We start from the raw sequence: 25,731 nt of genomic DNA, 5'->3' as shown, positions 1-25,731 counted from the left end.
GAGTAAATATGGATTATTCAGCAATGCACCCGCAAGAAGTGAAAAAACTTATCCGTGCGGGCAAAATTGATTTTCAAACATCAGGTATGTGCGCAGGTTATGCACAGGCAAATCTTTGTATTTTGCCAAAGGACTATGCGTTTGATTTTCTCCTTTTTTGTATGCGTAACCCAAAGCCGTGCCCGATTTTAGAGGTCGGCGATGTCGGCTCAAGAGAGTTCAAGGCTATGGCAAGCGAAGGAGATGTGTGCACGGATTTTCCGAAGTACAGAATTTGGAAAAACGGCGTGCTTGAAAAGGAAGTAACGGATATTTCCGAATATTGGCAGGATGATTTTGTGTATTTTCTCATCGGTTGCAGCTTCAGTTTTGAGAGCGAAATGCTCGAGGCGGACATTCCTGTTCGTCATATAGAGGAAAATGTAAATGTGCCGATGTTCAATACAAATATTGAACTTGCTTCGGCAGGAGCATTTCACGGAAATATGGTTGTTTCAATGCGTCCGATACCAAATGATTTGGTAGTTAAGGCGGTTGAGGTAACGGCTGCTATGCCAAAGGTTCACGGTGCACCTATTCAAATCGGTAATCCGCAAGCAATTGGCATTTTGGATGTCAATCATCCTGATTACGGCGACAGCGTTACAATCAACGAGGGTGAAGTGCCGGTGTTCTGGCCGTGCGGTGTAACCCCTCAAAATGCTGTTATGCAAACAAAGCCACCGATAGCAATTACTCATGCACCGGGGCATATGTTTATTACAGATGTAAAAAATGTTGCGTTAAAGTATTAATTCGCTTTACTTTTATATCTGTTTTATTAGAATTTATTAAGGAGTTTATAGATGTATTTTGTAGATTTAAACTCGGATTTAGGCGAGGGAGCTGCTTTTGATTCGCAGATTATTCCCTTGATTACATCGGCAAATATCGCTTGCGGATTTCACGCAGGCGACAGCAATATTATGAACACAACCGTTGCTTTGTGCAAGGAAAATTCCGTTGCGTTTGGTGCTCATCCGGGCTATTTGGACAAGGAAAATTTTGGCAGAACAAATATGATCTTGTCGCCTGAAGAAGTGTACAACATCACGCTTTGTCAACTTGGCTCACTTTCAGCTTTTGCAAAGGCACAAGGCGTGAAGATGCAACATGTCAAGCCTCACGGAGCAATGTACAATATGGCGGCAAAGGATATGGAAATGTCGCTTGCCATTGCAAATGCAATCAAAGATTTTGATTCGTCACTTATTTTGCTTGCTCTTTCAGGTTCAAAAATGATTGAAGCGGCAAAACAGGTCGGCATAAAATACGCCAGCGAAGTTTTTGCCGACAGAGCGTATGAGGCTGACGGTTCATTGCGTAAAAGAACGCTTGAAGGCTCAATGATTACCGATGAAAACGAGGCTATTGCCCGTGTTATTCGTATGGTAAAAGATGGCAAGGTTACTGCTTACACAGGCGAGGAAGTACCGATTGAGGCACACAGCGTTTGCGTTCACGGTGACGGCGAAAAGGCACTTGATTTTGTTCGTGCACTCAACAGGGCTTTTGCCGAAAATGATATAAAAACTGTGCCGATTTCAGAGGTGATTGGATAATGTACTTTAGAACACAGGCAAAAATTGATTTGGATGCCGTTGAATATAATTACAACAACACTCGTGCCAAATTGCCGCAAGGTTGCAAACTTTTGGGAGTTATTAAAGCCGATGCTTACGGTCACGGTGCCGTTGAGCTTGCAAAATTCTTGCAGGGCAAATGCGATTTCTTCGGTGTTGCTTGTATTGAAGAAGCCGTTGAATTAAAAAAAGCCGACATAAAAACCCCGATTTTAATTTTGGGCTATGTCGCTCCGGCGTTTTATGATTTGGTTGTAAAATATGATATTCGAATTCCTGTTTTTTCATACAACACGGCAAAGGCTTTGTCAGATGAAGCGGTGAAGCAGGGCAAAACTGTGCCGTTCCATTTTTGTATTGACACGGGTATGAGCCGTATCGGTTTTCAGGTTAATGAGGAAAGTGCCGACATCTGCAAAGAGATTTGTGCTTTGCCGAATATTGAAGCCGAGGGTCTTTTTTCTCACTTTGCAACGGCGGATGAATCGGATTTGACAAAAGCACTTGCACAGCGAGAAAAGTATAAGGCTTTTGTTGAGATGCTTGAGAGCAGGGGAATTCAAATCCCGATTAAGCATTTGAACAACAGTGCAGGCATTATGAATTTTGACGAATACTTTGATATGTGCCGAATGGGTATTATCCTTTACGGACTTTATCCGAGCGAGGAGGTTGACAAGTCGCTTCTCGACATCAAGCCTGTTATGTCGTGGCTCACTCATATTTCGCACATCAAAACGCTTCAGCCGGGCAGAGAAGTTTCCTATGGCGGAACATTCAAAACAACCGAGCCGAGAGTGATTGCAACAATTCCCGTGGGCTATGCGGACGGTTATCCTCGTTGCCTTTCAAACAAGGGCAGAGTAATTATCAACGGTCAATATGCACCGATTGTCGGCAGAGTTTGTATGGATCAGTTTATGGTTGATGTTACCGATGTTGACGGTGCAAAACTTGACTCGGTAGTTACACTTGTCGGTAAAGACGGCGGTGCCGAGCTTTCTATGGAAGAAGTTTCAAATGCCACTTATTCGTTCAACTACGAACTCCCGTGCCGAATTGCACGCAGAGTGCCGAGAACTTATTATAAAGACGGCAAGTTTGTTAAAGCAACTAATTATATGTATTAATTTAAGAATCTAAAATAATAAAGACTCTCTTTACACAAGAGAGTCTTTATTGTATATTAGTCTATTTGTGTGTAGTATGTGTTGAGCACCGCTTCCATAACGCTATCTTCGTCCGGTGTAAATTCGGCAATTACCGCATCGGGATATTTTGTGCTTTTTGACTCTTTCATTGTTCCTGTTATAGAATAGGTTTCAAATGAATTTATGCCTTGCGAAAGAACAAGCGAAGCAAGGTAGGTTGCATTGTTGAGTGTAAGATTTGTTCTGCTGTATTGCGATGCGGTGTTGTACAATTTTGAAACAACGCCAAAATCATTTTTTACGGCAGGCAAAAGCTGTTTTGCAAACGCTTTTACATATTGTTCAAGTCTTGCGGCTCTGTTAAGGGATGCTTCAAGATAGTCAACATCACGGCTTCTTACATATGCTTCTGCCATATCGCCCTTGAGCGTTACTTTTTGACCCTCAACTATTCCTTTGTCCGGTATGCTGTATTTTGCTTCAAGAGTAACACCGCCTATGGCGTCGTTGATAGGTGCAACACCTTCGAGGTCGAGGGCAAAATACTTGTTTATCGGAACGTTGTAGAGAATTCTGCTGATTGCCTTTGTAACATTTTCACAGCTTTTTGTTTTGCCGTCACCGTAGGCATAGGCAAGACAAAGCTGAACATTGTCGGTACTGAGAAATACGCCCGTATCGTTATATACATCAATATCAACCATTGTATCTCGAGGAATGTTGATGATTTTCACCGTTCCGTCGCTTGTGTCAACGGTAACCACAAAGTCCGCATCGGCACATCCAACAAAGTCTGCATCGCTTTTACTCAGCAAATCTCTTTGGTCAACACCCATAAAGGCGATGGATACAACATTTTCGTTAAATGCGTATTTGTGGCCTTTGTAGGTTATTATCTCATCGTGATTGTTGTCGGTTATCGTTGCAGATGTAAGATCTGTTCTTCCTTGGCTTTTAAGATAAGCATATGTTCCGCCGAGTGCCGAAACCAAAAGGGCAATTACTAAGAATATAATCAGTAACACTTTTAGCCCTTTGTTCATCTTTTTTCTTCTTCTTTTGGAAGAATGACGGTGAGATGAAGAATGGTGACGGTGGTGATGATGACCCGATGAATGTGAGTGATGATGCTCACCGCTTGACGAGTGGTGATGATGGTGGTGATGATGCATAGCTTCGGTCGGCTCTTTTTCAACAATAGCTTTTAATTCGGGAAGTTTGTCGTCATTTTCCTTAACAGGATATTTATCCGCACTTTCATTGTTGATTTTGTCGGAAACATCAGCTCCGCCGTATAATATATCTTCACTTTCGGTTGAAGTCAAATTTGGATCAATAGGTTTTTTCATCTTTTATTAATACTCCGCATACTAAATATCTGTTGGTTTTTTGTCCTGTAAAGCATGTGGACAATACCACTATATTATCCTCTATAGTGATTTCTTTGTCAAGAGATTTTGCAACATTTTTGTTTGTAGATGTCGGATTTTGTATCATATCGATAAATTCTTTGTACACTTCATCGTTATGAAAATCAAAACTGTTCAAAATATGCCTGTCATCATATTTAAATGCCGAAACTATTTTGTAAGTGAGTTTTTCGGTTGGTGTGTATATTACAAATTTTGTGTGCTTTTCAAAAAAATCAGGTTTTTCAAATCTGTGCAGTGTTGTAAAGTAAGTGTCGCCGTAGCCGTTGTGACCGTAAATCAAAGTTACTCTGTCGGTAAAATCCTTTTTGTTCAGGCTTTGGGTGTATACGGCACCGCTTGAAGAATATGATTTGTCCGTTGCACTGTGCTTTAAATAAAAGTCGTCCGATGTTTCGCTTTGAACGACAGGGTAGTTGACCTTTGTTCCCGGAACCTTTATCCAAGCATAAATTTCGTCGTTTTGCTTTTGCAATGAATCGAAATCTATTTTGTTTTCAACTTTTTTTTCACTTACCGTTTGTGACGTGATTGTTGCCGATGTAAGGTTTTCATCCTTTTGCTTTGCATTTTGTGTTGATAAAATTTGAAACAGGGTTATGCCGATTCCTACCGCAATCAGTATGATTGCCAAAACGGTAAAAACTTTTTTTGTGCGGGAGTTGTTGTTTGAACCTTTTTTTTCATCCATAAAAATCACCTGTAATAAAAAGAACCTATAACATTTGTTACAGGTTCTTTCGTTATTAGTTTATATTAGTCTTTTTTCTTTTTTGAGATTGCAAGCATTGCAACGCCTGCGCCTGCCATAGCTATACCCGCCATTGCAGCACCTGTTGCAGGTGAAGTACCGCTGTTGTCTTTCTTTGCAGAATCTGACTTGCTGTCATCTTCGCTGTCGTCTTTTTTATCTGTAGTGTCAGCTTTTTCTACGATAGCGTTTGCTGTAACATCATCGGCTCTTGTGTTGCCCAAAAGTTTGATTGTGATTGTTTTGTTGTCTTCCGACTGGTTGATAACTTCGTAATCAACACCTTCGATAAGACCAGGGAACTCCCAATCTGTTACTTCGCCTTTGCCTGTGTATACAAATTTGATTGTATTGTTTTTGCTGTTGGTTGTCTTGTCGATATCTTCAAAATTTTCCTTGCCGTTAACTTGTTCTGTAGCTGTTACAAGAGCGTTGGCTTTAACTTGCTTTTGCTTTCCGCTTTCTGTAAGTTCGATAGTAACATCTGTTTTGTCGTCTGACATAGAGATGAGTTTGTAATCAACGCCTTCTGTCATACCCGGAAATTCCCAGCCTGTAACCTTGCCGCCGCCGTTATATTTAAAAGTATATTGCGAACCGTTCTTTGTATAATTTGTTTTTGTTGAATTGCCTGAGTTAACGGTAACGATAGTAGGCTCTGTTTCGGAAGCCGGTCTTGTTGTTACTTCACTGTGACCCGGGCTTGCTACAGGTGCTGCCATAACAGGCATTGCAGCAACTGTTCCTGCCGAAACCAACATAACTGCCGATAAAGCAATAGAAATAAACTTTTTCATAATAACACCTCAATAAATAGTTGATTAAATATATTTATTCACTATAATTTAACTGTATTATATCACGAAGTCTATTATTTGTAAAGCACTTTTTTAATAAAATGTAAATTGTAATATTTGTAACGAATTGATTTTTTTAAGACAGTTGTGCTTTACCTGTGCAAAGCTCATAGTATCTGCCTTTGAGTGCAAGCAGGTCGCTGTGGTCGCCTCTTTCAATGATTCTGCCGTTTTCAAGCACCATAATCGCATTTGAATTTCTTACTGTTGAAAGTCTGTGAGCAATTACAAATACTGTTCTGCCTATCATCAATCTGTCCATACCGTGCTCGATGTGAGCTTCTGTTCTTGTGTCGATTGAAGATGTTGCTTCGTCAAGAATCATAACGGGAGGGTCTGCAACCGCGGCTCTTGCAATGGCAAGGAGCTGTCGCTGTCCCTGGCTGAGGTTTGCACCGTCCGATGTGATAACCGTGTTGTATCCGTCCGGAAGATGCTTGATGAATGAATGTGCACTTGCAAGCTTGGATGCCGCAATACACTCTTCGTCTGTTGCGTCAAGTCTGCCGTAGCGGATGTTATCCATAATTGTACCCGTAAACAGGTGAGTGTCCTGAAGCACCATAGCAAGCGAACGGCGTAAATCAGCCTTTTTAATTCGCTTGATGTCTATTCCGTCGTAGGTAATTGTACCTTCCTGAATATCGTAAAATCTGTTGATGAGATTTGTTATTGTGGTTTTGCCTGCTCCTGTTGAGCCTACAAATGCAATTTTTTGTGCCTGCTTTGCATAAAGGTTGATGTCGTGAAGAACAACTTTGTCTTCAACATAGCCAAAGGTTACATCCTTGAAAACAACCTCGCCTTTAACAGGAATTCTTTTGTCGCCGTCAACCCAGTTCCAAACTTTGCCGTTCTCCGTTGCGGTTTCTTCAAGCGTAACCGTGCCGTCGTCAACTTCGCTTTCGGTATCCATAACGGCAAATACTCTTTCGGCACCTGCAAGAGCAGAGAATACATTGTTCATTTGGTTCATAATTTGGTTGATTGGCTGTGTAAATTGTTTCGAGTAGCTCAAAAATGTGAAGAATGTACCGATGCTGAGCCCTTTTGTGAGTACAAGTAAGCCGCCTGCAAGTGTAACGCTTGCGTAAGAAGCGTTGTTGATACCCGTTGAGCAAGGACCCATAATACCGCTGTAATAGTTTGCCTTTGTTGCAACCTGACGGAAGTTTTCGTTAAGTTCTTCAAAGTCTTCCTTTGCCTGCTCCTCGTGGTTGAATACCTTAACAACTTTCATACCCTCGATTGTTTCTTCAATATTACCGTTCATCTCGCCGAGAGCTTTTTGCTGAGCCTTAAAGTATTTTCTTGTGTGCTTTGCAATGTTCATCGAGTTTACAATCATAATGATAAGAAATACAAGTGCAACAATGAAAAGTCGCCATTCAAGTACAATCATCATTATGATGATACCTATAAAGCTGAATACCGATGATACAAGCTGAACGATAGATTGCTCAAGCATCATTTGAATGTTGTCAACATCGTTTGTAAAACGGCTCATAATTTCGCCGTGAGTTTGACTGTCAAAGTATCTGAGCGGCAATGTTTGCAAATGGTCAAACAAATCTTTTCTGATAATGTTTGAAGTTCTGTATGCGATTTTTACCATAATTTTTGACTGTATGAATATAAAAAGCGAAGCGCCGATGTAAAATGCCGATACAATCACAAGATTTTTAATTAATTGCTTAATACCCTCTGTGGCAAAATTGCCTGCCTGAATTGATGATGCAACATCGTCCAAAATAGGTTTGAGCCAATATGATGCCGCCATTTGGCAAACCGTTGCCATAACGAGTGACAAAAATACCACGAATAACAGCAGCTTACTTTTGCCCATATATGTCAAAATGCGTTTTAATGTTTTCTTTGCGTCCTTAGGCTTTTGACCCGGTACGCCTCTTCCGCCCGGTCCCGGCATTATTCAGTCACTCCTTTCTGTTGTGTTTTGTAAATTTCCTGATAGATTTCGCTTGTTTGCATAAGTTCGTCGTGAGTGCCTATGCTGTCAATTTTGCCGTCATCAAGCACAACGATTTCATCCGCTTCTGCAACCGATGAAATTCTCTGTGCGATAATCAAAACGGTTGTGTCCTTAAGCTCGTTGTAGAAGCATTCTCTGATTTTTGCTTCGGTCGCTGTGTCAACGGCAGAGGTTGAATCGTCAAGGATAAGAATTTTCGGTTGCTTGATGATTGCTCTTGCAATACAAAGTCTTTGCTTCTGTCCGCCCGAAAGGTTCAAACCGCCTTGTGCAAGCACGGTGTCATAGCCGTCAGGTTGGCTCATAATGAAGTCGTGAGCTTGAGCCGCCTTGCAAGCTGCAATGATTTCTTCATCCGTGGCATTCGGATTGCCCCACTTGATGTTTTCTTTGATTGTGCCTGTAAAAAGTACATTCTTTTGGAGTACAACGCCTGTCAATTCACGGAGTGCTTCAAGGTCGTAATTTTTAACATTTACGCCGTCAACAAGAAGTTCACCGCCCGTAACATCGTAAAGTCGGGGAATAAGGTTTACAAGACTGGATTTGCCGCAACCTGTTGAACCTATTATGCCTACAATACTGCCCGGTTTTGCTTTAAAACTGATGTCTGACAAAATATCGATTCCGTCATTGTAGCCGAACGAAACATTTTTAAATTCGATTTCGCCCTTAGGGTCGGTAGGCTTAAATGCGTTTTCCGGATTTACTATATCAACATCCGTGTCGAGCACTTCAACAACTCTGTCGCCGCAAGCCTTTGCTCTTGTGATTTGGAGCATAAGCATTGACACCATCATTATGTTCATAAGTACCTGAATGATGTAGTTAGCCAAAACCGATATTTGACCTACATTCATAAGTCCCTTGCTTGCGTCAACCGAACCTTTGTAATAGATGTATATAATTACAAAGTTCATAAGAAGCATCATAACAGGCATAACCGTGATGATAAGACCCGATGCCTTTGAGCCTTGTTTTGCAAGCTCGTCGGACGCATTGTGGAATTTGTCCTTTTCTCTGTCCTCACGCACATATGCTTTTACAACTCTGATACCGATGAGATTTTCCTGCACTACTCGGTTGATGTTATCAATTTTCTTCTGCATCTTTTGGAACATAGGAAAGCCGAATTTGAGGATAACCGTAATGATGATAATCATAATAGGGAAGAGAATGAGCAAAATCATTGACAGCTTTGCATTGATTGAAAATGCAAATACAGCCGAAACAATGAGGAGTGCGGGTGCTCTTACCAATATACGAAGCCCCATCATAACCGTATTTTGAAGCATTGTAACATCATTTGTGAGTCTTGTTGTGAGTGATGATGTTGAAAATGTGTCGATGTTTTTGAAAGAGAATGACGAGATTTTGTCGTACATAGCTTTTCTTAATCTGTATGAAAATTTTTGGCTTACAACGGATGATGTTTTCATCGTCATCAAACCGCCTGCAAGTCCGATAACCGCCATAATCAGCATAAGCAAGCCGATTTTTGCGATTTTATATTTTAGCTGTGTAGGGTCGCCCGTGGCACTTTTTACCATTTCGTACACGCTGTTTGCTATCGACGGCAGTGCAAGTTCGCACATTGCTTCGATAATCATACCGGCGGCACTTGCCACGCAAAGCCAACCCAAGCCTTTAAGATATTTAGATAGCTTTTTTATCATTCGGACTCCTCCTTTATAAAGTTTTCTATTATTTTGTCAAGCAAATCCGACAGAGTGTTGATTTCTTCTTTACTCAGTCCGTTTGTTAGCATTTTTTCTTCCGCATCCATTTTTCGTCTGATGTTATCGGGTACGGCATTTCCTTTTTCGGTCAAGTAAATTTCGGTAATTCTTCCGTCTGTTTTGCTTGTCCGTCTTTTAACAAAGCCTGCTTTTTCCATTCGCTTTATGCTGACCGACACCGTTGACGGTGCTGTGCCTGTTTCCTCGGCTATCTGTCCGATTGTTGCACTGCCCTGAAGTTTCAGGAACATAATTATCTTGTGTTGACCTGCAAAAAGTCCTTCATCGGCAACCGCTTTGTTAAAATTTACTCTTTCCATCCTTGCCACCATACCTATTCTCGGGGCAATATGTCCCTTTGGCGGAGGTGGAGGACAACAGGATTTTTTCTTGTTCAAATTAACAACTCCGAATTTTATTTAGTCGGCTAATATTTAGCCGGCTAAAGGTATTATAGCACAAAAAAATTCAATGTCAACACTTTATTTTTGTTAAACAGCCCCACTTGATATAGTATATATATTATGTTAAAATATATGGCGATATTATCGGGAGGGCAGATTATGGATTACAATTTGTGCGATTACAACACAGTTAAAAAGATTTTATCCGCTCACGGCTTCAATTTTTCAAAAGCCCTGGGTCAAAACTTTATTATTGATGACAGTATTTGCCCTGCCATGGCAGAAATGCTCGGTGCTGACGAAAAAACAGGTGTTCTTGAAGTCGGACCGGGTGTCGGTGTTCTTACAAAGGAACTTTGCAAAAGGGCGGGCAAAGTCGTGTCGGTTGAACTTGATGAGCGACTTTATCCTGTTTTGGAGCAGACTTTGGCAGATTATGATAACTTTGAACTTGTAAAAGGCGATGTTATGAAAATAGATTTGCACGCCCTTATTGCGGCAAAATTTGCGGACTGCGATGAGGTGAAAGTTTGTGCAAACCTGCCTTATTACATCACTTCACCCGTTATTATGATGCTTCTTCAAAGCAAACTGCCGATAACCGAAATTGAAGTTATGGTTCAGCAGGAGGCGGCAGAACGACTCTGTGCACCTATCGGCTCAAGAGAAGCCGGTGCGGTCAGTGTTGCGGTTAATTATTACGGCGAGAGCGAGATTTTGTTTAATGTCGGCAGAGAATGTTTTATGCCAAGCCCAAAGGTGGATTCAAGCGTTATAAAAATTATTGTCAGGGAAAAGCCGGAGTTTGATGTTAAAAACGAAAAACAGTTTTTCTCACTTGTAAAGTGTGCATTTTCACAGAGAAGAAAAACGCTTGTTAATTCGTTGTCCAATTCACTCGGCAAGTCCAAACCGCAAGTTACAAACGCTTTGGCTCAGCTCGGACTTGCTCCTACGGTAAGAGCCGAAAATTTGAAAATGGAGGATTTGGTAAATCTTACGGATTTACTGTTTAATTGATTATGGCTAAAGAAAGAAAAGACAGTACAATTGTTTTTACCGAATATTCGGTGCCTAAGGCAGTCGGAACTTTGGCAATTCCGAGTATGCTCGGTATGCTCATTAACATTATATACAACCTTGCCGACACCTTTTTTGTAGGTCAGACAGGAGATAAAAATCAGGTTGCCGCCGTTTCGGTTGCCATGCCTGTGTTTTTGTTTTTCCTTGCAATCGGCAACCTTTTCGGCGTAGGCGGATGTGCATATATAAGCCGTTCGCTCGGTGAGGGTAAAAGGGAAAAGATTAAGTCGATTTCATCATTTTGCGTATATACAGGTATTATGGTTGCGGTTGCTTTGTCTGTATTGTTTATTGTTTTCAGACGACCGCTTCTTTTCCTTGTAGGTGCAAGTAAATATACCATTGATTTTGCCTGTGATTATTTGTTTTGGATTTCGCTTGGCGGTGTGTTCAGCGTTACAAGTATTGTTGCGTGCAACCTCATAAGAGGTGAGGGTGCCGCAAAGGAATCTATGATAGGTATGGTTATCGGTCAGGTTTTCAATATTATTCTCGACCCGATTTTCATTCTTTCACAGGGCAATAAACTGTTTGGTATTTCGATGCCGTTCGGTTTTAATATGGGCGTAAAAGGTGCGGCTATTGCAACGGTTATCGGCAATATTGCATCTGTTGTTTATTTTCTTGTTTACTTTATGAAAGGCAAGTCGATTTTGTCAATTACACCGAGCAGATATTCGGTTAAAGACGGTATATTTAAGGGTGTTGTAAATGTAGGTCTTCCGGCTTCACTCAACAATCTTCTTATGTCGCTTTCAAATATCGTTGTAAATATTTTTCTTGCAAAGTACGGTGACAATGCCGTTGCCGCAATGGGCGTAGCGATGAAGGCAAATATGCTTGTGGTTATGCTCCAAATCGGTCTTGCACAAGGCATTCAGCCGCTTATCGGTTATTGCTACGGTGCAAAAAATTATCACAGAATGAAAAAGAGTATTCATTTCGGTATGATGTGCAATGTAATTATCGGTGCAAGCGTAACGGTGTTTTATATCTTGTGCAGGCGTCAGGTTATCGGTATGTTCATCGATGACGAGGCTGTAATTGAATACGGCGTAAAGATGATTACCGCACTTATGACACCCGGAACTTTCCTTGGCATTATGTTTATTATCAACTTTGCTTTTCAGGGAATGGGCAAGGGTATGCAGTCGCTTGTTCTTGCGGCAGGCAGACAGGGCTTGATTTTCCTGCCGATGTTGTTTATTATGAATAAGGTTGCCGGACTTGAGGGCGTAATTTGGGCACAACCGATTGCCGATGCTTGCTGTATTATTTTGGCGGCAGTTATGTTCCGTGCAACTACAAAAAAATTAACAAAAGAGGCAAAGCTCGCTGAGCTTGATTAAATTATGTATATTAACAGTATTGATAAAAAAACGCTCAGGGAAATATCCGAGCGTTTTGGTGAACGATTTATAAAAGAGCCGCTGTTTATGTTCTTTTGCAGCGATATAAATAAGCGTAAGGCTTTTATTTATGATTATATGATGTATTATCTTCCTCGTTTTGTTGATGAAGAAACGGTGTTTATAGATAAGCATGCAACCGCTGTTGTAACGCTTGTTGACCCAAAAGATTTTGAATATAAGTTTAAAGGCTTGTCGGGTCACAAATTAAAAAAATACAGCTTTTCTTCAAAGGTGTTTCTTCACAAAGAAAATCTTGAAGATATATGCGATACTTTGCTTCCGGGCAACAAGCAGGCCATGGTTTTGACCGTATACAGCGACCCAAACGGCAAATCTGACAGCTTGCAGGAATTGATTGCCGAAGCCGTTGATTTTGCCGACAGGGAAGGCATTACTTTGGTTTACGATACTTTCAGCAGAAAATATATAGATTATATGCAATCAAAAGATTTTGTTGTTGCATACAGCAAACCGTTTATGGATACACAGTTTACAGAGACGGTTATGACTTATAATGTGTAGTTAGAATTGTTTTATATTAAGCGTTTGAACATAACAAAAAGGCTATGGATTCTTCCATAGCCTTTTAGACTGTCGATAAAGCCCCTGAACCACGCCAAAATATAATCAACCGATTAGCCTCTTATTTGGGAGGTGGCAACACGGAGTATTGACGGAGGGGTTAAAAAATGCTGTAAGTATCAAACTTACAGCATTTTTGGCGTTTTTCGTTTTTTGCTCAGTCGAGGTACCATCGTACATCTTCCTTCGCAAGAAAATGAAATTCAGAAACTTTCTCAACAGCTTCTATATTTGTGATTGTTGTGTAAGATTAAAGTCTTACTACACCTCTGCGTTCCTTGAGGTATTCATCTGATGCAGGATATTCGTTTGTGTAAGTGATCTTTACAGATGCGCTCTTATCTTTGATGATTGCGATTGAAGCGTGTGTTACATCAACATTTGCAATCATTACATATTTAGCGGCTGTGATTTCTTTTGTCTTTGTGTCGATTGTAATAACACCTGTACCGCCTTTGTACATAACTTTTACGTTATCCGAAGCGTCACCCTCTGTGAATGAAAGAACAGTGATGCTCTTAACTGCAGCTGTGATATCGCCGAGAACTTCAAAGAATGAACCCTGTGAGCCTTCACCACGGAAAGCAAGTTCTTCCTGCTTAGGCTGAATTGTCATTGTGATTGTGCCGTCGCCGTTGTCAACAATGTTTGCGTCAAGAATGTCATCGCCTGTGAAAGTTGATGTTCTGTAATCATGGTCATTCTTTCTTGTAGGGTCATCAAGGTTGTTATCAAGCTCAGGGTTTCTGTTGCCGCTTGGTACAAGACCGTAGATGTTAGCGTCAAACATTGGACCTACAATGCTTGGAACAAGACTGTTGATTGTGCTGTTTTCCTTGCCGTCGATCATAACACTGCCGACCTCAAGGTTTTCAGAGCCAAGCATTTTATAGAATGTTTGTGTTTTACCGTCGGCATCTTTATACTGAGCGGTAAGTGTCTTTGTGTAGTTATATGCTTCAACATAATAGTTGGCAACATCATTAAAGTCCTTAAACTCAACTCCGCCGTATGTGTTTGGCTCGAATGACTTTTCAAGAACAGAAGTATCTTCCTGTGCTGCTGCGTCATCGGCACCTTCTTCGCCTGCGTTTTTCCATTCACCGGATTTAACTTCCTGAATAGCCTGGATTGTTCCGTTTGTTACATAGTTAAGTTTTGCACATCCTGCAAGAGAAGCTACAAGAGCAGCAACCAAAACCAAACATGTAATTCTTTTGATTAGTTTCTTCATTTATGGGAATCCCCTTTCCTTAATGCGTTTTCGTCTTTACGGAAAACATTTACATCATAAATTTATTACAATTTGAACAAAAAGTCAATAGGTAATTCAAAATTAATTTAAAATCTTGTGATTTTTTATTTAAAATTAATATTGTTTATTACCATTATATGTGTTATAATTATCAAAAATGCGGAGGGATGCATTATGAGATGTAAGAATTGCGGAAGCGAAAATGATGATAATTTATATATATGTCAAAATTGCGGCTCACCACTTTACGATGAGGACGATGAAACCGAGGCCGTAAAAGAGGACGATATGGGCAAAACAAGAGTTGCTCCGGTAGTTCAGTCAAATCAAAGACCGGCATCAAATCAGCCGCCTCATAATAATAAAGATGATAATAAAAATAATAACAAATCAAAAGAAAAAACACTTATTATAATTGTTGTTTTAGCAGTTGTTCTTGCTCTTGTTGTTACGATTATTGCTTCTGTTTTAATCAGTAATTCAAAGAAAAACAATGATGTTGAGGACACATCGTTTTCAACTACACTTGCTCCTACAACAGAGCCTACTACACTTGCACCTACAACGGCACCTACAACAACTCCAACCACTGCCGAAACAACAACCCAATCCACAACTCAGGTTACGGAATATACCGTTACCGCAAGCTGTTCGCAGGGCGGAGAGGTAGAAGGTGACGGCGTATACGCTCAAGGCGAAAAATGCACCGTTATTGCAAGAGCCGATGACGAATATGAGTTTGACGGATGGTATAAAAACGGCAAGAGAGTTTCTTCAAACGAGGCTTATACATTTACCGTTAACGGCGATACGGAATTGGAAGCGGTATTTACCTATATCACCGATGTAACCGAGGTTGACGAATAATGACAAAGGGCGATATTGCAAAGAATTATTTTGAGCAGGGATATAATTGTTCACAGGCTGTTGCACTTGCTTTTGCCGATGAAATAGGTATGGACAGTAATATGATTGCACGCCTCACCGGTGGCTTTGGCGGCGGAATGGGCAGAATGAGAGAAGTTTGCGGTACAGTCAGCGGAACTGCGTTTGTTTTGTCTGCTCTTTACGGCTATTCAGACCCAACCGATGCCGATGCAAAGGCACAGCTCTATGCCGATGTTCAAAAGGTAGCGGGTGAGTTTAAAGACGAAAACGGCTCGGTTGTCTGCCGTGAACTCTTAGGATTGACTAAAAGCGGATTTGACAATCCTCAACCCGAAAAAAGAACGGATAGCTATTACAAAAAGCGTCCTTGCGGCGAACTTGTAAAGATGTCTGCCGATATACTTGAAAAGTTTATTGCCGATAATTCACAAAAATAATTAGTGATTTTGTAAAAAAACACTTGCTTTTTATTGTGCAATGTGTTATAGTAATTTGCGCAAGTGAAAAACACTTGCATATGCGCCGGTAGCTCAGCTGGATAGAGTGACTGGCTACGAACCAGTAGGTCGGGGGTTCGAGTCCCTTCCGGCGTACCAAAAACGAGGAATGTTCTTTAGGATGTTCCTCGTTTTTATTATTTTGGTTTGCAGGGACTCGAACCCTGAGAGGGTTTTTGCGTTAAGAAAACAGTCCGGTGGACTGTTTTTAGCAAAAAGCGTGAAGCCGGTTACTGTGGCGAAGCCATAGTCGGCGAACGAAATAAGCTGTGAGCCAAGCTCACAGCTGTGTCCCTTCCGGCGTACCAAAAAGTCATTAGGTATTTTTACCTGATGGCTTTTTTATTATGTCAGAAAGTATGCAAAAATACCATATACAAAAACTGACGCACTGCTGTACGGCAGTTTTTGAGAGGAGAAACATATGGAGTATTCGTTACAAATTGACTTGGCAATTTGTTTGAATACGGAATATGTTTGGACGAGGCGTACCAAAAAGTCCAAAGTGGATTTTTCCGTTTTGGTTTTTTACGAACTTGTTTAATTACTTTTGACAGCTTTTAAAATGTTTGGGTGAAAATAATTTTGATATATCGACTTTTTCAAGCTTTAGTAATTCTATTTTCTTGTCTATTCCGCCGGCATAGCCCGTTAGGCTTCCGTTTGTGCCTACAATTCTGTGGCATGGAATTATTATTGAAATTGAATTGTGCCCCACAGCACCGCCGACAGCCTGTGCCGACATTCTTTCAATGCCTTTTTGCTTGGCGATTTTACTTACTATTTCACCGTAGGTCATTGTTTTGCCGTATGGAACATTCAATATAATTTCGCCGACTGCTTTTCTGAACGGTGTGCCTTTAATTATAACTTCGGGTGTAAAATCCGGTTCTTTGCCGCTGAAATATATATCAAGCCACTTTGCGGTTTTGTCAAATATCAAAAGCGATTTTTCTTCGATTTCGTCATTTATTGTTTCGGCAAAATATTTTTGTCCGTCAAACCACAGTCCTGTTAGTGCCAAGCCGTTGCTTGCCATTGTTATTTTACCAAGCGGTGAATTGTAGTGATGTATATATGTCATTTTTCTCCTTATTTGTTCTTCGGTGCATAATCTTTCATTTCGGGGATTGCTCCGCCCGATACAGCCCAAAAATACAGGCTTGCCACGCTGCAATAGGGACTTAACCTGCGGCGGTATTTTTCAAACAGTTTGCGGTCGATTTTTCTGTGATGGTACACCATTCGCATACCTCGTTGTATTGCCAAATCATCAAAGCTCAAAATATTCGGCCTTTGCATACAAAACAACAAAATCATTTCCGCCGTCCAAACGCCTATGCCTTTGAGTGATGAGAGCTCTTTGATTGCATCTTCATCGCTCATATTTTCAACTGCATTTATATCAAAACTGCCGTCATTTACTCTGCTTGCAAAGTCGGTGATATATTCGGCTTTTCTGTATGATATTCCAAACGATTGCAATTTGTCTGCTCCGGCATCGAGTATTACGGATGCGTTTACCGTGCCTAATGCGTCTGTCATTCTTTGCCAGACGGTTTCCTGTGCTTTTGTTGAAATTTGCTGACCGATGATATGATGAACAACCGATGAAAAAAGGTCGCTGTCAACCTCACGCTCTATCATGCCGATTTTGTCTATAACTTCCGCAAGGCGTTTGTCCTTGGATTTAAGATATTCAATTTCTTTTTTTCCGTATTCAAAGTACATTTGTAATACCTCAATTTTGATATTCAAATAAATTTTAACATAATCAGACAAAATTGAAAAGATAATTCTACTTGATAAACGGCAAAAGTTTTAATATAATAAATTTGAATAGTTATACATAAATATTTGTTTATAATGAGAGGGTAAATGAATTATGTACAGTGTTCTTGTTGTTGATGATGAAATCCGCCAAAGAGAGGCGATTATAAAAAGTATAAATTGGGAACAGGCAGGCTTCAGCGTTGCGGGTGATGCCGAAAACGGAATTGAGGCGCTTGAACTTCTTGAAAAACTTGAACCCGATTTGATTTTGACCGATATAAAAATGCCGCTTATGACGGGTCTTGAACTTGCACGCAAGGTAAGAGAAATACGCCCTGCCACAAAACTCGTTATTTTGAGCGGATATGATGATTTTGAATATGCTCAGGAAGCGTTTAAATACAATGTTATCCGTTATCTTTTGAAGCCTATTTCCGCAAGTGAACTAACTGAGGAACTTGAAAAAATCAAGGTTGAAATGGATACCGAGTTTGAGCGGCTTAAATCCGGTTCGTCAAACGAAGAAATTGAATTAAGGCTTAAAAAAACAGAATTCCTTTTGCCTTTGCTTCTCGGCACCGGCGAGGATATTTACACCGAAGAAGAACTCAAAAACAGTGCAAAACAGCTTGGACTTATTGTAGGTGACAACGATTGTTACAGTATTGTTGTTTCAAAATTCAAAACATTTACGGGAGAAAATCGCACCGAGGCTCACCATATTGATTTTGTAAACAGTATTGTCGGTAAATACGCTTTGTGCGAAAGTTTTTTGGTTAACGGCAGAATAGTCACTCTTGTAACAAGTGAGCCTGAGGCAATGTCAACAAAACTTCGCCTGCCTGTTATTGAACTTGTGCAAAGTGCAAAAAAGCTGTTTAATCAAAAATGTACAATAGGTATCAGTCAAACCGTTGACAGTCCGGCACTTTTATCGCTTGCATGCACGCAGGCTATTACGGCAAGGCGATACACTTCCGACGGTGCCGGTGATATTAGATTTATTAACGACCAAGAGCGAAAAAGCAGTTTTGAACTTGAAAATGTGGAAAAATCTGTGTATAAGCTTGAACAGCTTTTGAAAGTAGGCAATAAAAACGAAATCAGCGCTTTTCTTGAAGATATGCTGTCAGAAAAAAGCAGGGACAGCTTGGATTATTTGATTGTTCAAATACTTGCAACGGCACACAGGTGCGTGAGCGTTTTATCGGACAGCGATGCTTTGTCGGAACTTTTTACATCAAACAACTTTTTTACATCCCGTTTGTCGTTTGATTTTAACGGGCAGTACAAGAAAGAATTAATTTCGCTTTGCCTTGACGCAAGGGATATTATTTCGCGTTCTCAAAGGCACGAGAGCGAAGCAATTTGCGACAGAGCACTTCAAATTATCAATGACGAATATATGAATGAGGATTTGTCATTAACCGACGCAAGCGAAAAATTGGGCGTAAGTCCAAACTATTTGAGTGCCCTTATCAAGAAAACAAAATCTCAAAATTTTGTTGCACTTGTAACGGAACGAAGAATGAAGGCGGCAAGCGATTTGCTTTTGTGCACTTCTATGAAAATATTTGAGGTTTCGCAAAAATGCGGCTACAGCGACCAGCATTATTTCAGCTACTGCTTTAAAAAATATTTTGGTATGTCGCCTAATAAGTACAGAGAAGAACATTTAGGAGGAGGCAATGTTTAAACACAGCAAAACAAAACTTTCGGTATTGATTATTGCAATTGTTGTTTTCGGGGTTATTTTTTCAACCCTTGCTTCAACATTGTTTTTCAGCGTGTTTTATAAAAATTCAATGTTCAGTTCTGCGTATGTTACAAGCAAGCAGTCGGTGTCACAGGCTGACGAAACGGTGTCAAACTATATTTTTTCAATAAAAAGCAAACTTGACAATCTTTGTATTGAAACCGATAACTGCACCGATGCCGCATCACTTCAAAAGTTAATATCAACCGCATCAAGGCTTGAAGATGATATATATTGCGTGAGCATTTACGATATGCAGGGCAATGTGCTGTCTAACGGGAACGATACAAACGAAAATATAAAAGGCGGCTCAACGGATTTGTCGTTTGACAAGTCGGTTTATTCAAATCTGAAGGACGGTTATGCAATCAGTCAACCGCATGTAAACACGCTTTATCAAAACAAATATCCGTGGGTTGTTACCATTGCAAAAAAAGAGTATTCAAATCTTTTTTCGCAGCAGGTGTTTGTTGCGGTTGATTTTAAGTTTTCGTCAATTGCAAAATATATAGACAAGGTGAGTATCGGTCAAAGGGGATATTGTTATATAGTCAACTCAAAAGGTCAAATTATATATCATCCTCAACAGCAAATGCTTTTTTCGGGACTCAAAGAGGAGAATACTTCCGAAATATCCGAACTTTCGGACGGAATACACAGAAAAAAGGATAATATTTATAATATTTCGTCGCTCGATTCCTGTAATTGGAAAATAGTGGGCGTCAGCTTTAACGATGAAATTACACAGGCTGTCAAAAGTCAGGTTGTTGTAGGATTGATATTTGCACTTTTTTTCAGTGCTTTTATGTCTGCGGTTATTTATTTTCTCCTTTCGAGGACCGTAACCCGTCCCGTAAGACGGCTTGTTGCCTCTATGCAGAAGTTTGAAAAGCAGGCGGAAACCTTTGAATATAAAGCCGATATGAGCAATGTTGCCGAATTTCAAACCCTGTCAACATCATTTGAACATATGGTGCTTATGATTCAGTCGCTTGTGGAAAAGGTGCACAATGAGGAAATTGTGCTCAGAAAAACCGAACTTAAGGCTTTGCAGGCACAAATCAATCCGCACTTTCTTTATAATACTCTTGATTCCATTCAATGGATGTGCGAGCAGGACAACAGCAAGGACGCCGTTAAAATGGTAGGTGCGCTTGCAAAACTTTTCAGAATCAGTATAAGCCACGGCAACGAGTTTATTACAATCAGCGATGAACTCAAGCATGCCGAAAGCTACCTTATCATTCAAAGTTACAGATACAAAAATCAGTTTACTTATTCCTTTGATGTTGACAAAAGTGTTTTGGACTGTATGTGCAACAAAATTACCATTCAGCCGTTTATTGAAAATGCTATTTATCACGGACTTGACCGAATGGTTGATGAGGGCGAAATTAAGATTATCGTTGAGCGACGAGGCAAGGACATTGCAATTATCGTCAAGGATAACGGACTCGGTATGACCGAGGAGCAATGCAAGGCGGTTCTCCAAAAGGGCAGGAGCGATTCAAAGGGTATCGGTGTTAAAAATGTTGATGACCGATTGAAGATATATTTTGGCGAGGAATACGGAATTACGATAGACAGTGAGCTTGATGTGGGCACAACCGTAACAATTAAAATACCTAAAATAGAGAAAGGACACGAAAATGAATATTAAAAAAACACTTGTTGCTTTTGCCGTTGTACTTTCTCTTGTTTTCTGCTTTGCAGGCTGTACGGGTGGTAATCTGTCACCAAAAAGTAAAACCGTAGCCGTGATAACAAAGGGCAGTGATTCCGATTTTTGGAATGATGTGAAAAACGGCGCTTTTTCTGCCGCAACCGAATATAATATAGATATTACATTTGAGGGCCCCGACAGCGAAGAAGATTACGAGAGCCAAAACAAAATGATTGAAAACGCTGTTTCAAAAAATGTGGGTGCAATAGTTCTTTCAGCCATCGATTACGAAAAAAATGCTCTTGCCGTTCAAAAGGCGATTGACAAAGGCATAAAAGTAATTACGGTTGACAGTGATGTTGATGCAAACGGCAAGGAACTGTTTATCGGCACGGATAATGTGTCGGCAGGCAAAAAAGCGGCTGAGCAGGCGATTGAACTTTGCAAGAATAAAAAATCCGTTAATATAGGTATAGTAAATTACGGCGAAAATACCGAAAACGGCAAACAGCGTTTAAAAGGCTTTACCGATTATATTGACAAGGTAAAAAATGCAAAGGTTGTTGCCTCGGTCAATGTTGAATCAAATGCCGAAAATGCAACATTGGGGGCAAAGCAACTTATTGAAGAAAACAAGGGCATCAATGTGCTTATAGGGTTTAACGAATGGTCAACCCTCGGTGTAGGCTATGCCATAAAGGAATTGAATTTGAAAGATGAAGTTTTCGGCATAGGATTTGACAGCAATGTAAATTGCGTCGGTATGCTTGAAACCGGAGAAATCGACACGCTGATTGTTCAAAATCCGTTTTCTATGGGGTATCTCTCGGTATCAAAAGCTGCCGAACTTCTTTTAGGCAATGCCAAAACCGACGGAGTAATCGAAACGGATACTTATGTTGTAAATCGTAAAAATATGTTTTCACCCGATGTCCAAAAAATCCTTTTCAGCTTTAATAATGAAAATAATTAAATAAATCAGTATAAAGCCTGTATGCGTTACAAACAATGTATACAGGCTTTATTTTTTTGGTAATGTTTACAATATAAACATAATAAATTGAAAAAATGATAAATTTTTATACAGTTTGAATAAAATTTTCTATTCAGTTTCGCTTGCCCCACAGATATAATGAAGATGCTAAATGACTTAACAATAAATTTTTAAGGAGGTAGTCTTTATGAAAAAGATGAAAAAATTGTTGGCATTATTATTAGCGGTTGTTATGGTTGTAGGCTTTGCCGCATGCTCATCAAACAAGAGCGACGGCGATACCGAAACCAAAAAGGCATCAAACAAGGGTGAAATTTCCGTATTTTACTACACATTCAGTGATGCGTATATCTCAACGGTACGCTCATCAATGGATAAAATTTTAAAAGACGGCGGTTACACATACAACGATTATGATGCAAACGGCAACCAAACAACACAAACCGAGCAGGTTCAAACAGCACTTGCAAAAGGTTCGTCATTGCTTATTGTTAATGTAGTTGACACCGGTTCAAACGATGCGGCTCAAAACATTATCAATCTTGCAAAGGCACAAAATGTTCCCGTAATCTTCTTTAACCGTTCTGTTGACCAATCGGTTATCGAAAGCTATGACAAATGCGTATTTGTAGGTACAGACTACGAGCAGGCAGGTCATATGCAGGGTCAGATGATTGGCGAATATCTTGTAAATAATTATGACAAACTTGACCTTAACGGTGACGGCAAAATCAGCTATGTAATGTTTAAGGGTCAAGAGGGCAACATGGAAGCTATCGCCCGCACAAAGTACGGTGTTGAGGACGCAGATGCAGTTCTTGAAAAGGCAGGCAAGCCGGCACTCGAATTTTACGATTCGGCAAACAAGAACAAGTACCTTGTTGACCAGGACGGCTTGTGGTCATCCGCAGCCGCTACAAACTATATGAGCACAGCACTTGCTCAGTATACAGAATCAAATAAAAATATGATTGAACTTGTTATCGCAAACAATGACGAAATGGCTTTGGGTGCAGTATCCGCACTTCAAACAGCAGGCTATAACAAAGAAGGCAAAACAGTTATTCCTGTATTCGGCGTTGACGCAACAGACGCAGCTAAGTCGGCTATCAAGTCAGGTTCAATGGTAGGTACAATTAAGCAGGACGCTCAGGGTATGGCTTCGGCAATCACAACGATTATGTCAAATTACCTCAATGAGAAAACAGCACTTGAAGGTATCGACACAGCAAATGTTGTAGGCACATGGAGAGTTAACATTCCTTACTCGGCTTACACAGCAGATTCGGCAGAATAATAAAATTATTGCAAAGACAGTTACGGTTGAGGCTTTTGCCTCAACCGTCATATTCAGCAGATAGGAGAGAAGAGATATGCAAGAAAACTTAAAAAAATCCGATGCTGCGACTGACAAAGATATATTGTTAAAAATGGTTGATATAGAAAAGACTTTTCCGGGCGTTAAGGCACTTGATCATGCACAGCTTACAGTTAAAAGAGGCACGGTTCACGCTCTTATGGGCGAAAACGGTGCAGGCAAATCAACGCTTATGAAATGTCTTTTCGGTGTTTACAGCAAAGATAACGGTCACATTTATGTAGAGGGCAAAGAGGTTAATTACAAAAACAGCAAGGAAGCTCTTGAAAACGGTGTTGCAATGGTGCATCAGGAGCTTAACCAAGCTCTCAAGCGTAATGTTATGGATAATATGTGGCTCGGAAGATTTCCAAAGGTTTCAAAGTTTTTGCCTTTTACAAGCGAAAAGAAAATGTACGATGAAACAATGAAAGTTTTTGAAGATCTTGATATTAATGTTGACCCGAAAACGGTTATGAGCACCATGTCGGTTTCGCAAAGGCAGATGGTAGAAATTGCCAAGGCGGTTTCTTACAATTCAAAAATTATTGTTTTTGATGAGCCTACCTCGTCGCTTACCGAAGAAGAGGTTGAACACCTTTTCCGTATTATCAATATGCTTCGTGACAGAGGATGCGGCATTATTTACATTTCCCATAAGATGGAAGAAATTTTGCGTATAAGTGATGAAGTAACCATTATGCGTGACGGCAAGTGGATAGCAACCAAGCCGGCAAGCGAGCTTACCATGGACGAGATTATCAAACTTATGGTAGGCCGTGAACTTACAAACCGTTATCCCGAAAAGGATAACAAAATCGGTGATGTTCTGCTTAAAGTTGAAAATTTAAGCGGAGAATATACAAATCTCACCGATGTTTCGTTTGAAGCAAACAGGGGAGAAATCCTCGGAATTGCGGGACTTGACGGCTCCGGCAGAACGGAACTGCTTGAGCAAATCTTTGGCATTACAACCAAAAAGAGCGGCAAAATCACGCTTAACGGCAAAGAGGTTAAAAACCGCAATCCGCACGAATCAATCAAAAACGGCTTTGCCCTTTTAACCGAGGAACGACGGGCAACGGGTATTTTCGGCATTCTCAATATCAGAGAAAACACAACAATTTCAAGCCTTAAAAAGTACCAAACAGGTCCGTTCCTTAACAAAAAGAAAATGAAGGACACAACCGATGAATATATAAAATCTCTCAGAGTTAAAACTCCTAATCAGGAAACTAAAATCAGCTCTCTTTCGGGCGGTAATCAGCAAAAGGTTATCCTTGCAAGATGGCTGTTGACCGACCCTACCGTTCTTCTTCTCGATGAACCGACAAGAGGTATCGATGTAGGTGCAAAATACGAAATTTATCAGCTTATTCTTGACCTTGCAAAAAAAGGCAAAACAGTCATTATGGTTTCTTCCGAAATGGCAGAGCTTTTGGGCGTATGCGATAAAATCCTTGTTATGTCCGGCGGCAGACTTTCGGGTGAAGTTGACGCAAAGACAACAAATCAGGAAGAAATTATGACTCTTGCAGCAAAATATGTCTAAGGAGGATTTCATTATGGCTGACACAAGTGTAAAAAAAGTTAAGTGTTCCCGTGCTTCCGTTTGGATTGAAAAGTTCAAGGCGGCAGACAAGGACGATAAAAAAAGATTAATCACAGATTTGCTTTTTAACAATGCAATGTACATCATTATTGCTATTGCAGTGGTTTTTATAGCAATTAAGGTTCCGGCATTCTTGAGCGTTTCGTCAATAGTAAACATTGTTTCGCTCACTGCCGCAAAACTTCCTATAGCTCTCGGTATTGCAGGATGTATTGTACTTACCGGTACGGATATTTCCGCAGGCCGATGCGTAGGTCTTACCGCCTGCGTTGCGGCTTCGCTTTTGCAGATGACGGGCTATGCAAACAAAATGTTCCCTAACCTCAACACAATGCCGCTTTTTGTGGTATTCCTTGCGGTTATCGCAATCGGTGCGCTTGTAGGTCTTGTAAACGGCTTCTTTGTAGCAAAGTTCAAGCTTCATCCGTTCATCGTTACTCTTTCAACTCAGCTTATCGTTTTCGGTACTGTTCTTATGTACCTTATGATAGGCGGCAACAACGGTCAAACTCTTTCGGGTCTTGATGCGTCATATACAAACTTTATCACAGGCACACTCTTTACAATCGGCGGTGTTGCAATCCCTAAGTATGTTCTTTATTCGGTAATCTTAACTGCTGTTATGTGGGTTATCTGGAACAAAACAAAGTTCGGCAAAAATATGTTTGCCGTAGGTTCAAACGAGGAAGCCGCAAGAGTTTCCGGCGTAAATGTGTTTATGACAATACTTATGGTATTTGTTCTTGCAGGCGTTATGTACGGTATTACCGGCTTTATTGAAGGTGCGCGTATCGCTTCCTGTTCGGCAAATACAGGCCTTAACTACGAATGTGACGCCATTGCGGCTTGCGTAATCGGCGGTGTATCGTTTGTAGGCGGTACAGGTAAAATCAGCGGTATCGTAATCGGCGTACT

At 40.5% G+C, this 25,731-nt stretch carries 23 protein-coding genes and 1 tRNA gene; 15 read left to right on the top strand and 9 right to left on the bottom strand.

The window, feature by feature from the left end; all coding sequences use genetic code 11:
- Nucleotides 1-8: 8 nt before the first annotated feature.
- The 3 genes from Q0E08_RS06075 to alr are packed head-to-tail and all read left to right on the top strand — an operon-like array spanning nucleotide 9 to nucleotide 2,752.
- On the top strand, nucleotides 9-794 hold the full coding sequence (locus tag Q0E08_RS06075) for a putative hydro-lyase (protein WP_294778012.1): 786 nt from the start codon (nucleotides 9-11) through the stop codon (nucleotides 792-794).
- Between the two features lie 51 nt (nucleotides 795-845).
- Complete coding sequence (locus tag Q0E08_RS06070; RefSeq protein WP_294778010.1) at nucleotides 846-1,601, top strand: 5-oxoprolinase subunit PxpA; 756 nt, start codon at nucleotides 846-848, stop codon at nucleotides 1,599-1,601.
- Nucleotides 1,601-2,752 (top strand): alanine racemase, encoded by a 1,152-nt coding sequence (alr, locus tag Q0E08_RS06065; protein ID WP_294778007.1) that lies wholly within the window; start codon nucleotides 1,601-1,603, stop codon nucleotides 2,750-2,752. The genes Q0E08_RS06070 and alr overlap by 1 nt, the downstream gene beginning before the upstream one ends.
- 56 nt (nucleotides 2,753-2,808) lie before the next feature.
- Here the strand turns inward: alr and Q0E08_RS06060 are convergent, their stop codons facing one another.
- The 6 genes from Q0E08_RS06060 to Q0E08_RS06035 all read right to left on the bottom strand — a co-directional run bounded on the left by Q0E08_RS06060 (nucleotide 2,809) and on the right by Q0E08_RS06035 (nucleotide 9,860).
- Nucleotides 2,809-4,122 (bottom strand): LCP family protein, encoded by a 1,314-nt coding sequence (locus Q0E08_RS06060; protein WP_294778005.1) that lies wholly within the window; start codon nucleotides 4,120-4,122, stop codon nucleotides 2,809-2,811.
- Nucleotides 4,106-4,894: a class B sortase gene (srtB, locus tag Q0E08_RS06055; RefSeq protein WP_294778003.1), complete on the bottom strand. Its 789-nt coding sequence runs from the start codon at nucleotides 4,892-4,894 to the stop codon at nucleotides 4,106-4,108. Before srtB ends, Q0E08_RS06060 begins: the two co-directional genes overlap by 17 nt.
- A gap of 65 nt (nucleotides 4,895-4,959) precedes the next feature.
- Nucleotides 4,960-5,751: a hypothetical protein gene (locus Q0E08_RS06050; RefSeq protein WP_294778001.1), complete on the bottom strand. Its 792-nt coding sequence runs from the start codon at nucleotides 5,749-5,751 to the stop codon at nucleotides 4,960-4,962.
- A 136-nt stretch (nucleotides 5,752-5,887) separates the two neighbouring features.
- Nucleotides 5,888-7,738 carry an ABC transporter ATP-binding protein gene (locus Q0E08_RS06045; protein WP_294778000.1) on the bottom strand — a complete coding sequence of 617 codons (1,851 nt, stop codon included), beginning with the start codon at nucleotides 7,736-7,738 and terminating at the stop codon, nucleotides 5,888-5,890.
- On the bottom strand, nucleotides 7,738-9,477 hold the full coding sequence (locus tag Q0E08_RS06040) for an ABC transporter ATP-binding protein (RefSeq protein ID WP_294777998.1): 1,740 nt from the start codon (nucleotides 9,475-9,477) through the stop codon (nucleotides 7,738-7,740). The genes Q0E08_RS06045 and Q0E08_RS06040 overlap by 1 nt, the downstream gene beginning before the upstream one ends.
- Entirely contained in the window at nucleotides 9,474-9,860 is a 387-nt protein-coding gene (locus Q0E08_RS06035; protein WP_294777995.1) for a MarR family winged helix-turn-helix transcriptional regulator, read from the bottom strand. Before Q0E08_RS06035 ends, Q0E08_RS06040 begins: the two co-directional genes overlap by 4 nt.
- Before the next feature lie 243 nt (nucleotides 9,861-10,103).
- Here Q0E08_RS06035 and rsmA point away from each other — a divergent pair, with 243 nt between their 5' ends.
- The 3 genes from rsmA to Q0E08_RS06020 are packed head-to-tail and all read left to right on the top strand — an operon-like array spanning nucleotide 10,104 to nucleotide 12,961.
- On the top strand, nucleotides 10,104-10,964 hold the full coding sequence (gene rsmA / locus Q0E08_RS06030; RefSeq protein ID WP_294777993.1) for a 16S rRNA (adenine(1518)-N(6)/adenine(1519)-N(6))-dimethyltransferase RsmA: 861 nt from the start codon (nucleotides 10,104-10,106) through the stop codon (nucleotides 10,962-10,964).
- Nucleotides 10,965-10,966: 2 nt separating this feature from the next.
- Nucleotides 10,967-12,376, top strand: coding sequence for an MATE family efflux transporter (locus Q0E08_RS06025; protein ID WP_294777991.1), 1,410 nt, complete (start codon nucleotides 10,967-10,969; stop codon nucleotides 12,374-12,376).
- A 3-nt stretch (nucleotides 12,377-12,379) separates the two neighbouring features.
- Entirely contained in the window at nucleotides 12,380-12,961 is a 582-nt protein-coding gene (locus tag Q0E08_RS06020) for a hypothetical protein (RefSeq protein WP_294777989.1), read from the top strand.
- Nucleotides 12,962-13,271: 310 nt separating this feature from the next.
- On the opposite strand, the gene Q0E08_RS06015 is transcribed toward Q0E08_RS06020, so the two are convergent.
- Nucleotides 13,272-14,255 (bottom strand): hypothetical protein, encoded by a 984-nt coding sequence (locus Q0E08_RS06015; RefSeq protein ID WP_294777987.1) that lies wholly within the window; start codon nucleotides 14,253-14,255, stop codon nucleotides 13,272-13,274.
- A 195-nt stretch (nucleotides 14,256-14,450) separates the two neighbouring features.
- Here Q0E08_RS06015 and Q0E08_RS06010 point away from each other — a divergent pair, with 195 nt between their 5' ends.
- From Q0E08_RS06010 to Q0E08_RS06000, 3 genes are all read left to right on the top strand, one after another.
- A complete protein-coding gene (locus Q0E08_RS06010; RefSeq protein ID WP_294777985.1) occupies nucleotides 14,451-15,143 on the top strand; it encodes a hypothetical protein in 693 nt (230 codons plus the stop codon).
- A complete protein-coding gene (locus Q0E08_RS06005; protein WP_294777983.1) occupies nucleotides 15,143-15,601 on the top strand; it encodes a C-GCAxxG-C-C family protein in 459 nt (152 codons plus the stop codon). The genes Q0E08_RS06010 and Q0E08_RS06005 overlap by 1 nt, the downstream gene beginning before the upstream one ends.
- An 82-nt stretch (nucleotides 15,602-15,683) precedes the next feature.
- Nucleotides 15,684-15,760 (top strand) — tRNA-Arg (locus tag Q0E08_RS06000).
- 445 nt (nucleotides 15,761-16,205) lie between these two features.
- Here the strand turns inward: Q0E08_RS06000 and Q0E08_RS05995 are convergent.
- Nucleotides 16,206-16,745, bottom strand: coding sequence for a methylated-DNA--[protein]-cysteine S-methyltransferase (locus tag Q0E08_RS05995; protein WP_294777981.1), 540 nt, complete (start codon nucleotides 16,743-16,745; stop codon nucleotides 16,206-16,208).
- Between the two features lie 8 nt (nucleotides 16,746-16,753).
- Nucleotides 16,754-17,392: a DNA-3-methyladenine glycosylase gene (locus Q0E08_RS05990; protein WP_294777979.1), complete on the bottom strand. Its 639-nt coding sequence runs from the start codon at nucleotides 17,390-17,392 to the stop codon at nucleotides 16,754-16,756.
- A 154-nt stretch (nucleotides 17,393-17,546) separates the two neighbouring features.
- On the opposite strand from Q0E08_RS05990, the gene Q0E08_RS05985 reads away from it, so the two are divergent.
- From Q0E08_RS05985 to Q0E08_RS05960, 6 genes are all read left to right on the top strand, one after another.
- Nucleotides 17,547-19,130, top strand: coding sequence for a response regulator (locus Q0E08_RS05985; RefSeq protein WP_294777977.1), 1,584 nt, complete (start codon nucleotides 17,547-17,549; stop codon nucleotides 19,128-19,130).
- The gene (locus Q0E08_RS05980) at nucleotides 19,123-20,850 is read left to right on the top strand and encodes a sensor histidine kinase (protein ID WP_294777975.1); all 1,728 of its coding nucleotides are present in this window, start codon (nucleotides 19,123-19,125) and stop codon (nucleotides 20,848-20,850) included. The genes Q0E08_RS05985 and Q0E08_RS05980 overlap by 8 nt, the downstream gene beginning before the upstream one ends.
- Entirely contained in the window at nucleotides 20,840-21,826 is a 987-nt protein-coding gene (locus tag Q0E08_RS05975) for a substrate-binding domain-containing protein (protein WP_294777973.1), read from the top strand. The genes Q0E08_RS05980 and Q0E08_RS05975 overlap by 11 nt, the downstream gene beginning before the upstream one ends.
- Nucleotides 21,827-22,034: 208 nt before the next feature.
- Nucleotides 22,035-23,144, top strand: coding sequence for a galactose ABC transporter substrate-binding protein (locus Q0E08_RS05970; protein ID WP_294777971.1), 1,110 nt, complete (start codon nucleotides 22,035-22,037; stop codon nucleotides 23,142-23,144).
- A 76-nt stretch (nucleotides 23,145-23,220) separates the two neighbouring features.
- Nucleotides 23,221-24,756: a sugar ABC transporter ATP-binding protein gene (locus Q0E08_RS05965; RefSeq protein WP_294777970.1), complete on the top strand. Its 1,536-nt coding sequence runs from the start codon at nucleotides 23,221-23,223 to the stop codon at nucleotides 24,754-24,756.
- A 13-nt stretch (nucleotides 24,757-24,769) separates the two neighbouring features.
- The coding region (locus tag Q0E08_RS05960; protein ID WP_294777968.1) for a beta-methylgalactoside transporter at nucleotides 24,770-25,731 on the top strand (962 nt) is incomplete at its 3' end.

The organism is uncultured Eubacterium sp. (assembly GCF_934561735.1).
GTDB lineage: Bacteria > Bacillota > Clostridia > Oscillospirales > Acutalibacteraceae > Eubacterium_R.
This window is presented reverse-complemented; position numbering and strand designations above follow the sequence as displayed.

What these genes read in the sequence shown, in the direction of transcription:
- Q0E08_RS06075 (WP_294778012.1), top strand. Translation starts at nt 9, where the DNA reads ATGGATTATTCAGCAATGCACCCGCAAGAAGTGAAAAAACTTATCCGT.
- Q0E08_RS06070 (WP_294778010.1), top strand. Translation starts at nt 846, where the DNA reads ATGTATTTTGTAGATTTAAACTCGGATTTAGGCGAGGGAGCTGCTTTT.
- alr (WP_294778007.1), top strand. Translation starts at nt 1,601, where the DNA reads ATGTACTTTAGAACACAGGCAAAAATTGATTTGGATGCCGTTGAATAT.
- Q0E08_RS06060 (WP_294778005.1), bottom strand. Translation starts at nt 4,122, where the DNA reads ATGAAAAAACCTATTGATCCAAATTTGACTTCAACCGAAAGTGAAGAT.
- srtB (WP_294778003.1), bottom strand. Translation starts at nt 4,894, where the DNA reads ATGGATGAAAAAAAAGGTTCAAACAACAACTCCCGCACAAAAAAAGTT.
- Q0E08_RS06050 (WP_294778001.1), bottom strand. Translation starts at nt 5,751, where the DNA reads ATGAAAAAGTTTATTTCTATTGCTTTATCGGCAGTTATGTTGGTTTCG.
- Q0E08_RS06045 (WP_294778000.1), bottom strand. Translation starts at nt 7,738, where the DNA reads ATGCCGGGACCGGGCGGAAGAGGCGTACCGGGTCAAAAGCCTAAGGAC.
- Q0E08_RS06040 (WP_294777998.1), bottom strand. Translation starts at nt 9,477, where the DNA reads ATGATAAAAAAGCTATCTAAATATCTTAAAGGCTTGGGTTGGCTTTGC.
- Q0E08_RS06035 (WP_294777995.1), bottom strand. Translation starts at nt 9,860, where the DNA reads ATGGAAAGAGTAAATTTTAACAAAGCGGTTGCCGATGAAGGACTTTTT.
- rsmA (WP_294777993.1), top strand. Translation starts at nt 10,104, where the DNA reads ATGGATTACAATTTGTGCGATTACAACACAGTTAAAAAGATTTTATCC.
- Q0E08_RS06025 (WP_294777991.1), top strand. Translation starts at nt 10,967, where the DNA reads ATGGCTAAAGAAAGAAAAGACAGTACAATTGTTTTTACCGAATATTCG.
- Q0E08_RS06020 (WP_294777989.1), top strand. Translation starts at nt 12,380, where the DNA reads ATGTATATTAACAGTATTGATAAAAAAACGCTCAGGGAAATATCCGAG.
- Q0E08_RS06015 (WP_294777987.1), bottom strand. Translation starts at nt 14,255, where the DNA reads ATGAAGAAACTAATCAAAAGAATTACATGTTTGGTTTTGGTTGCTGCT.
- Q0E08_RS06010 (WP_294777985.1), top strand. Translation starts at nt 14,451, where the DNA reads ATGAGATGTAAGAATTGCGGAAGCGAAAATGATGATAATTTATATATA.
- Q0E08_RS06005 (WP_294777983.1), top strand. Translation starts at nt 15,143, where the DNA reads ATGACAAAGGGCGATATTGCAAAGAATTATTTTGAGCAGGGATATAAT.
- Q0E08_RS05995 (WP_294777981.1), bottom strand. Translation starts at nt 16,745, where the DNA reads ATGACATATATACATCACTACAATTCACCGCTTGGTAAAATAACAATG.
- Q0E08_RS05990 (WP_294777979.1), bottom strand. Translation starts at nt 17,392, where the DNA reads ATGTACTTTGAATACGGAAAAAAAGAAATTGAATATCTTAAATCCAAG.
- Q0E08_RS05985 (WP_294777977.1), top strand. Translation starts at nt 17,547, where the DNA reads ATGTACAGTGTTCTTGTTGTTGATGATGAAATCCGCCAAAGAGAGGCG.
- Q0E08_RS05980 (WP_294777975.1), top strand. Translation starts at nt 19,123, where the DNA reads ATGTTTAAACACAGCAAAACAAAACTTTCGGTATTGATTATTGCAATT.
- Q0E08_RS05975 (WP_294777973.1), top strand. Translation starts at nt 20,840, where the DNA reads ATGAATATTAAAAAAACACTTGTTGCTTTTGCCGTTGTACTTTCTCTT.
- Q0E08_RS05970 (WP_294777971.1), top strand. Translation starts at nt 22,035, where the DNA reads ATGAAAAAGATGAAAAAATTGTTGGCATTATTATTAGCGGTTGTTATG.
- Q0E08_RS05965 (WP_294777970.1), top strand. Translation starts at nt 23,221, where the DNA reads ATGCAAGAAAACTTAAAAAAATCCGATGCTGCGACTGACAAAGATATA.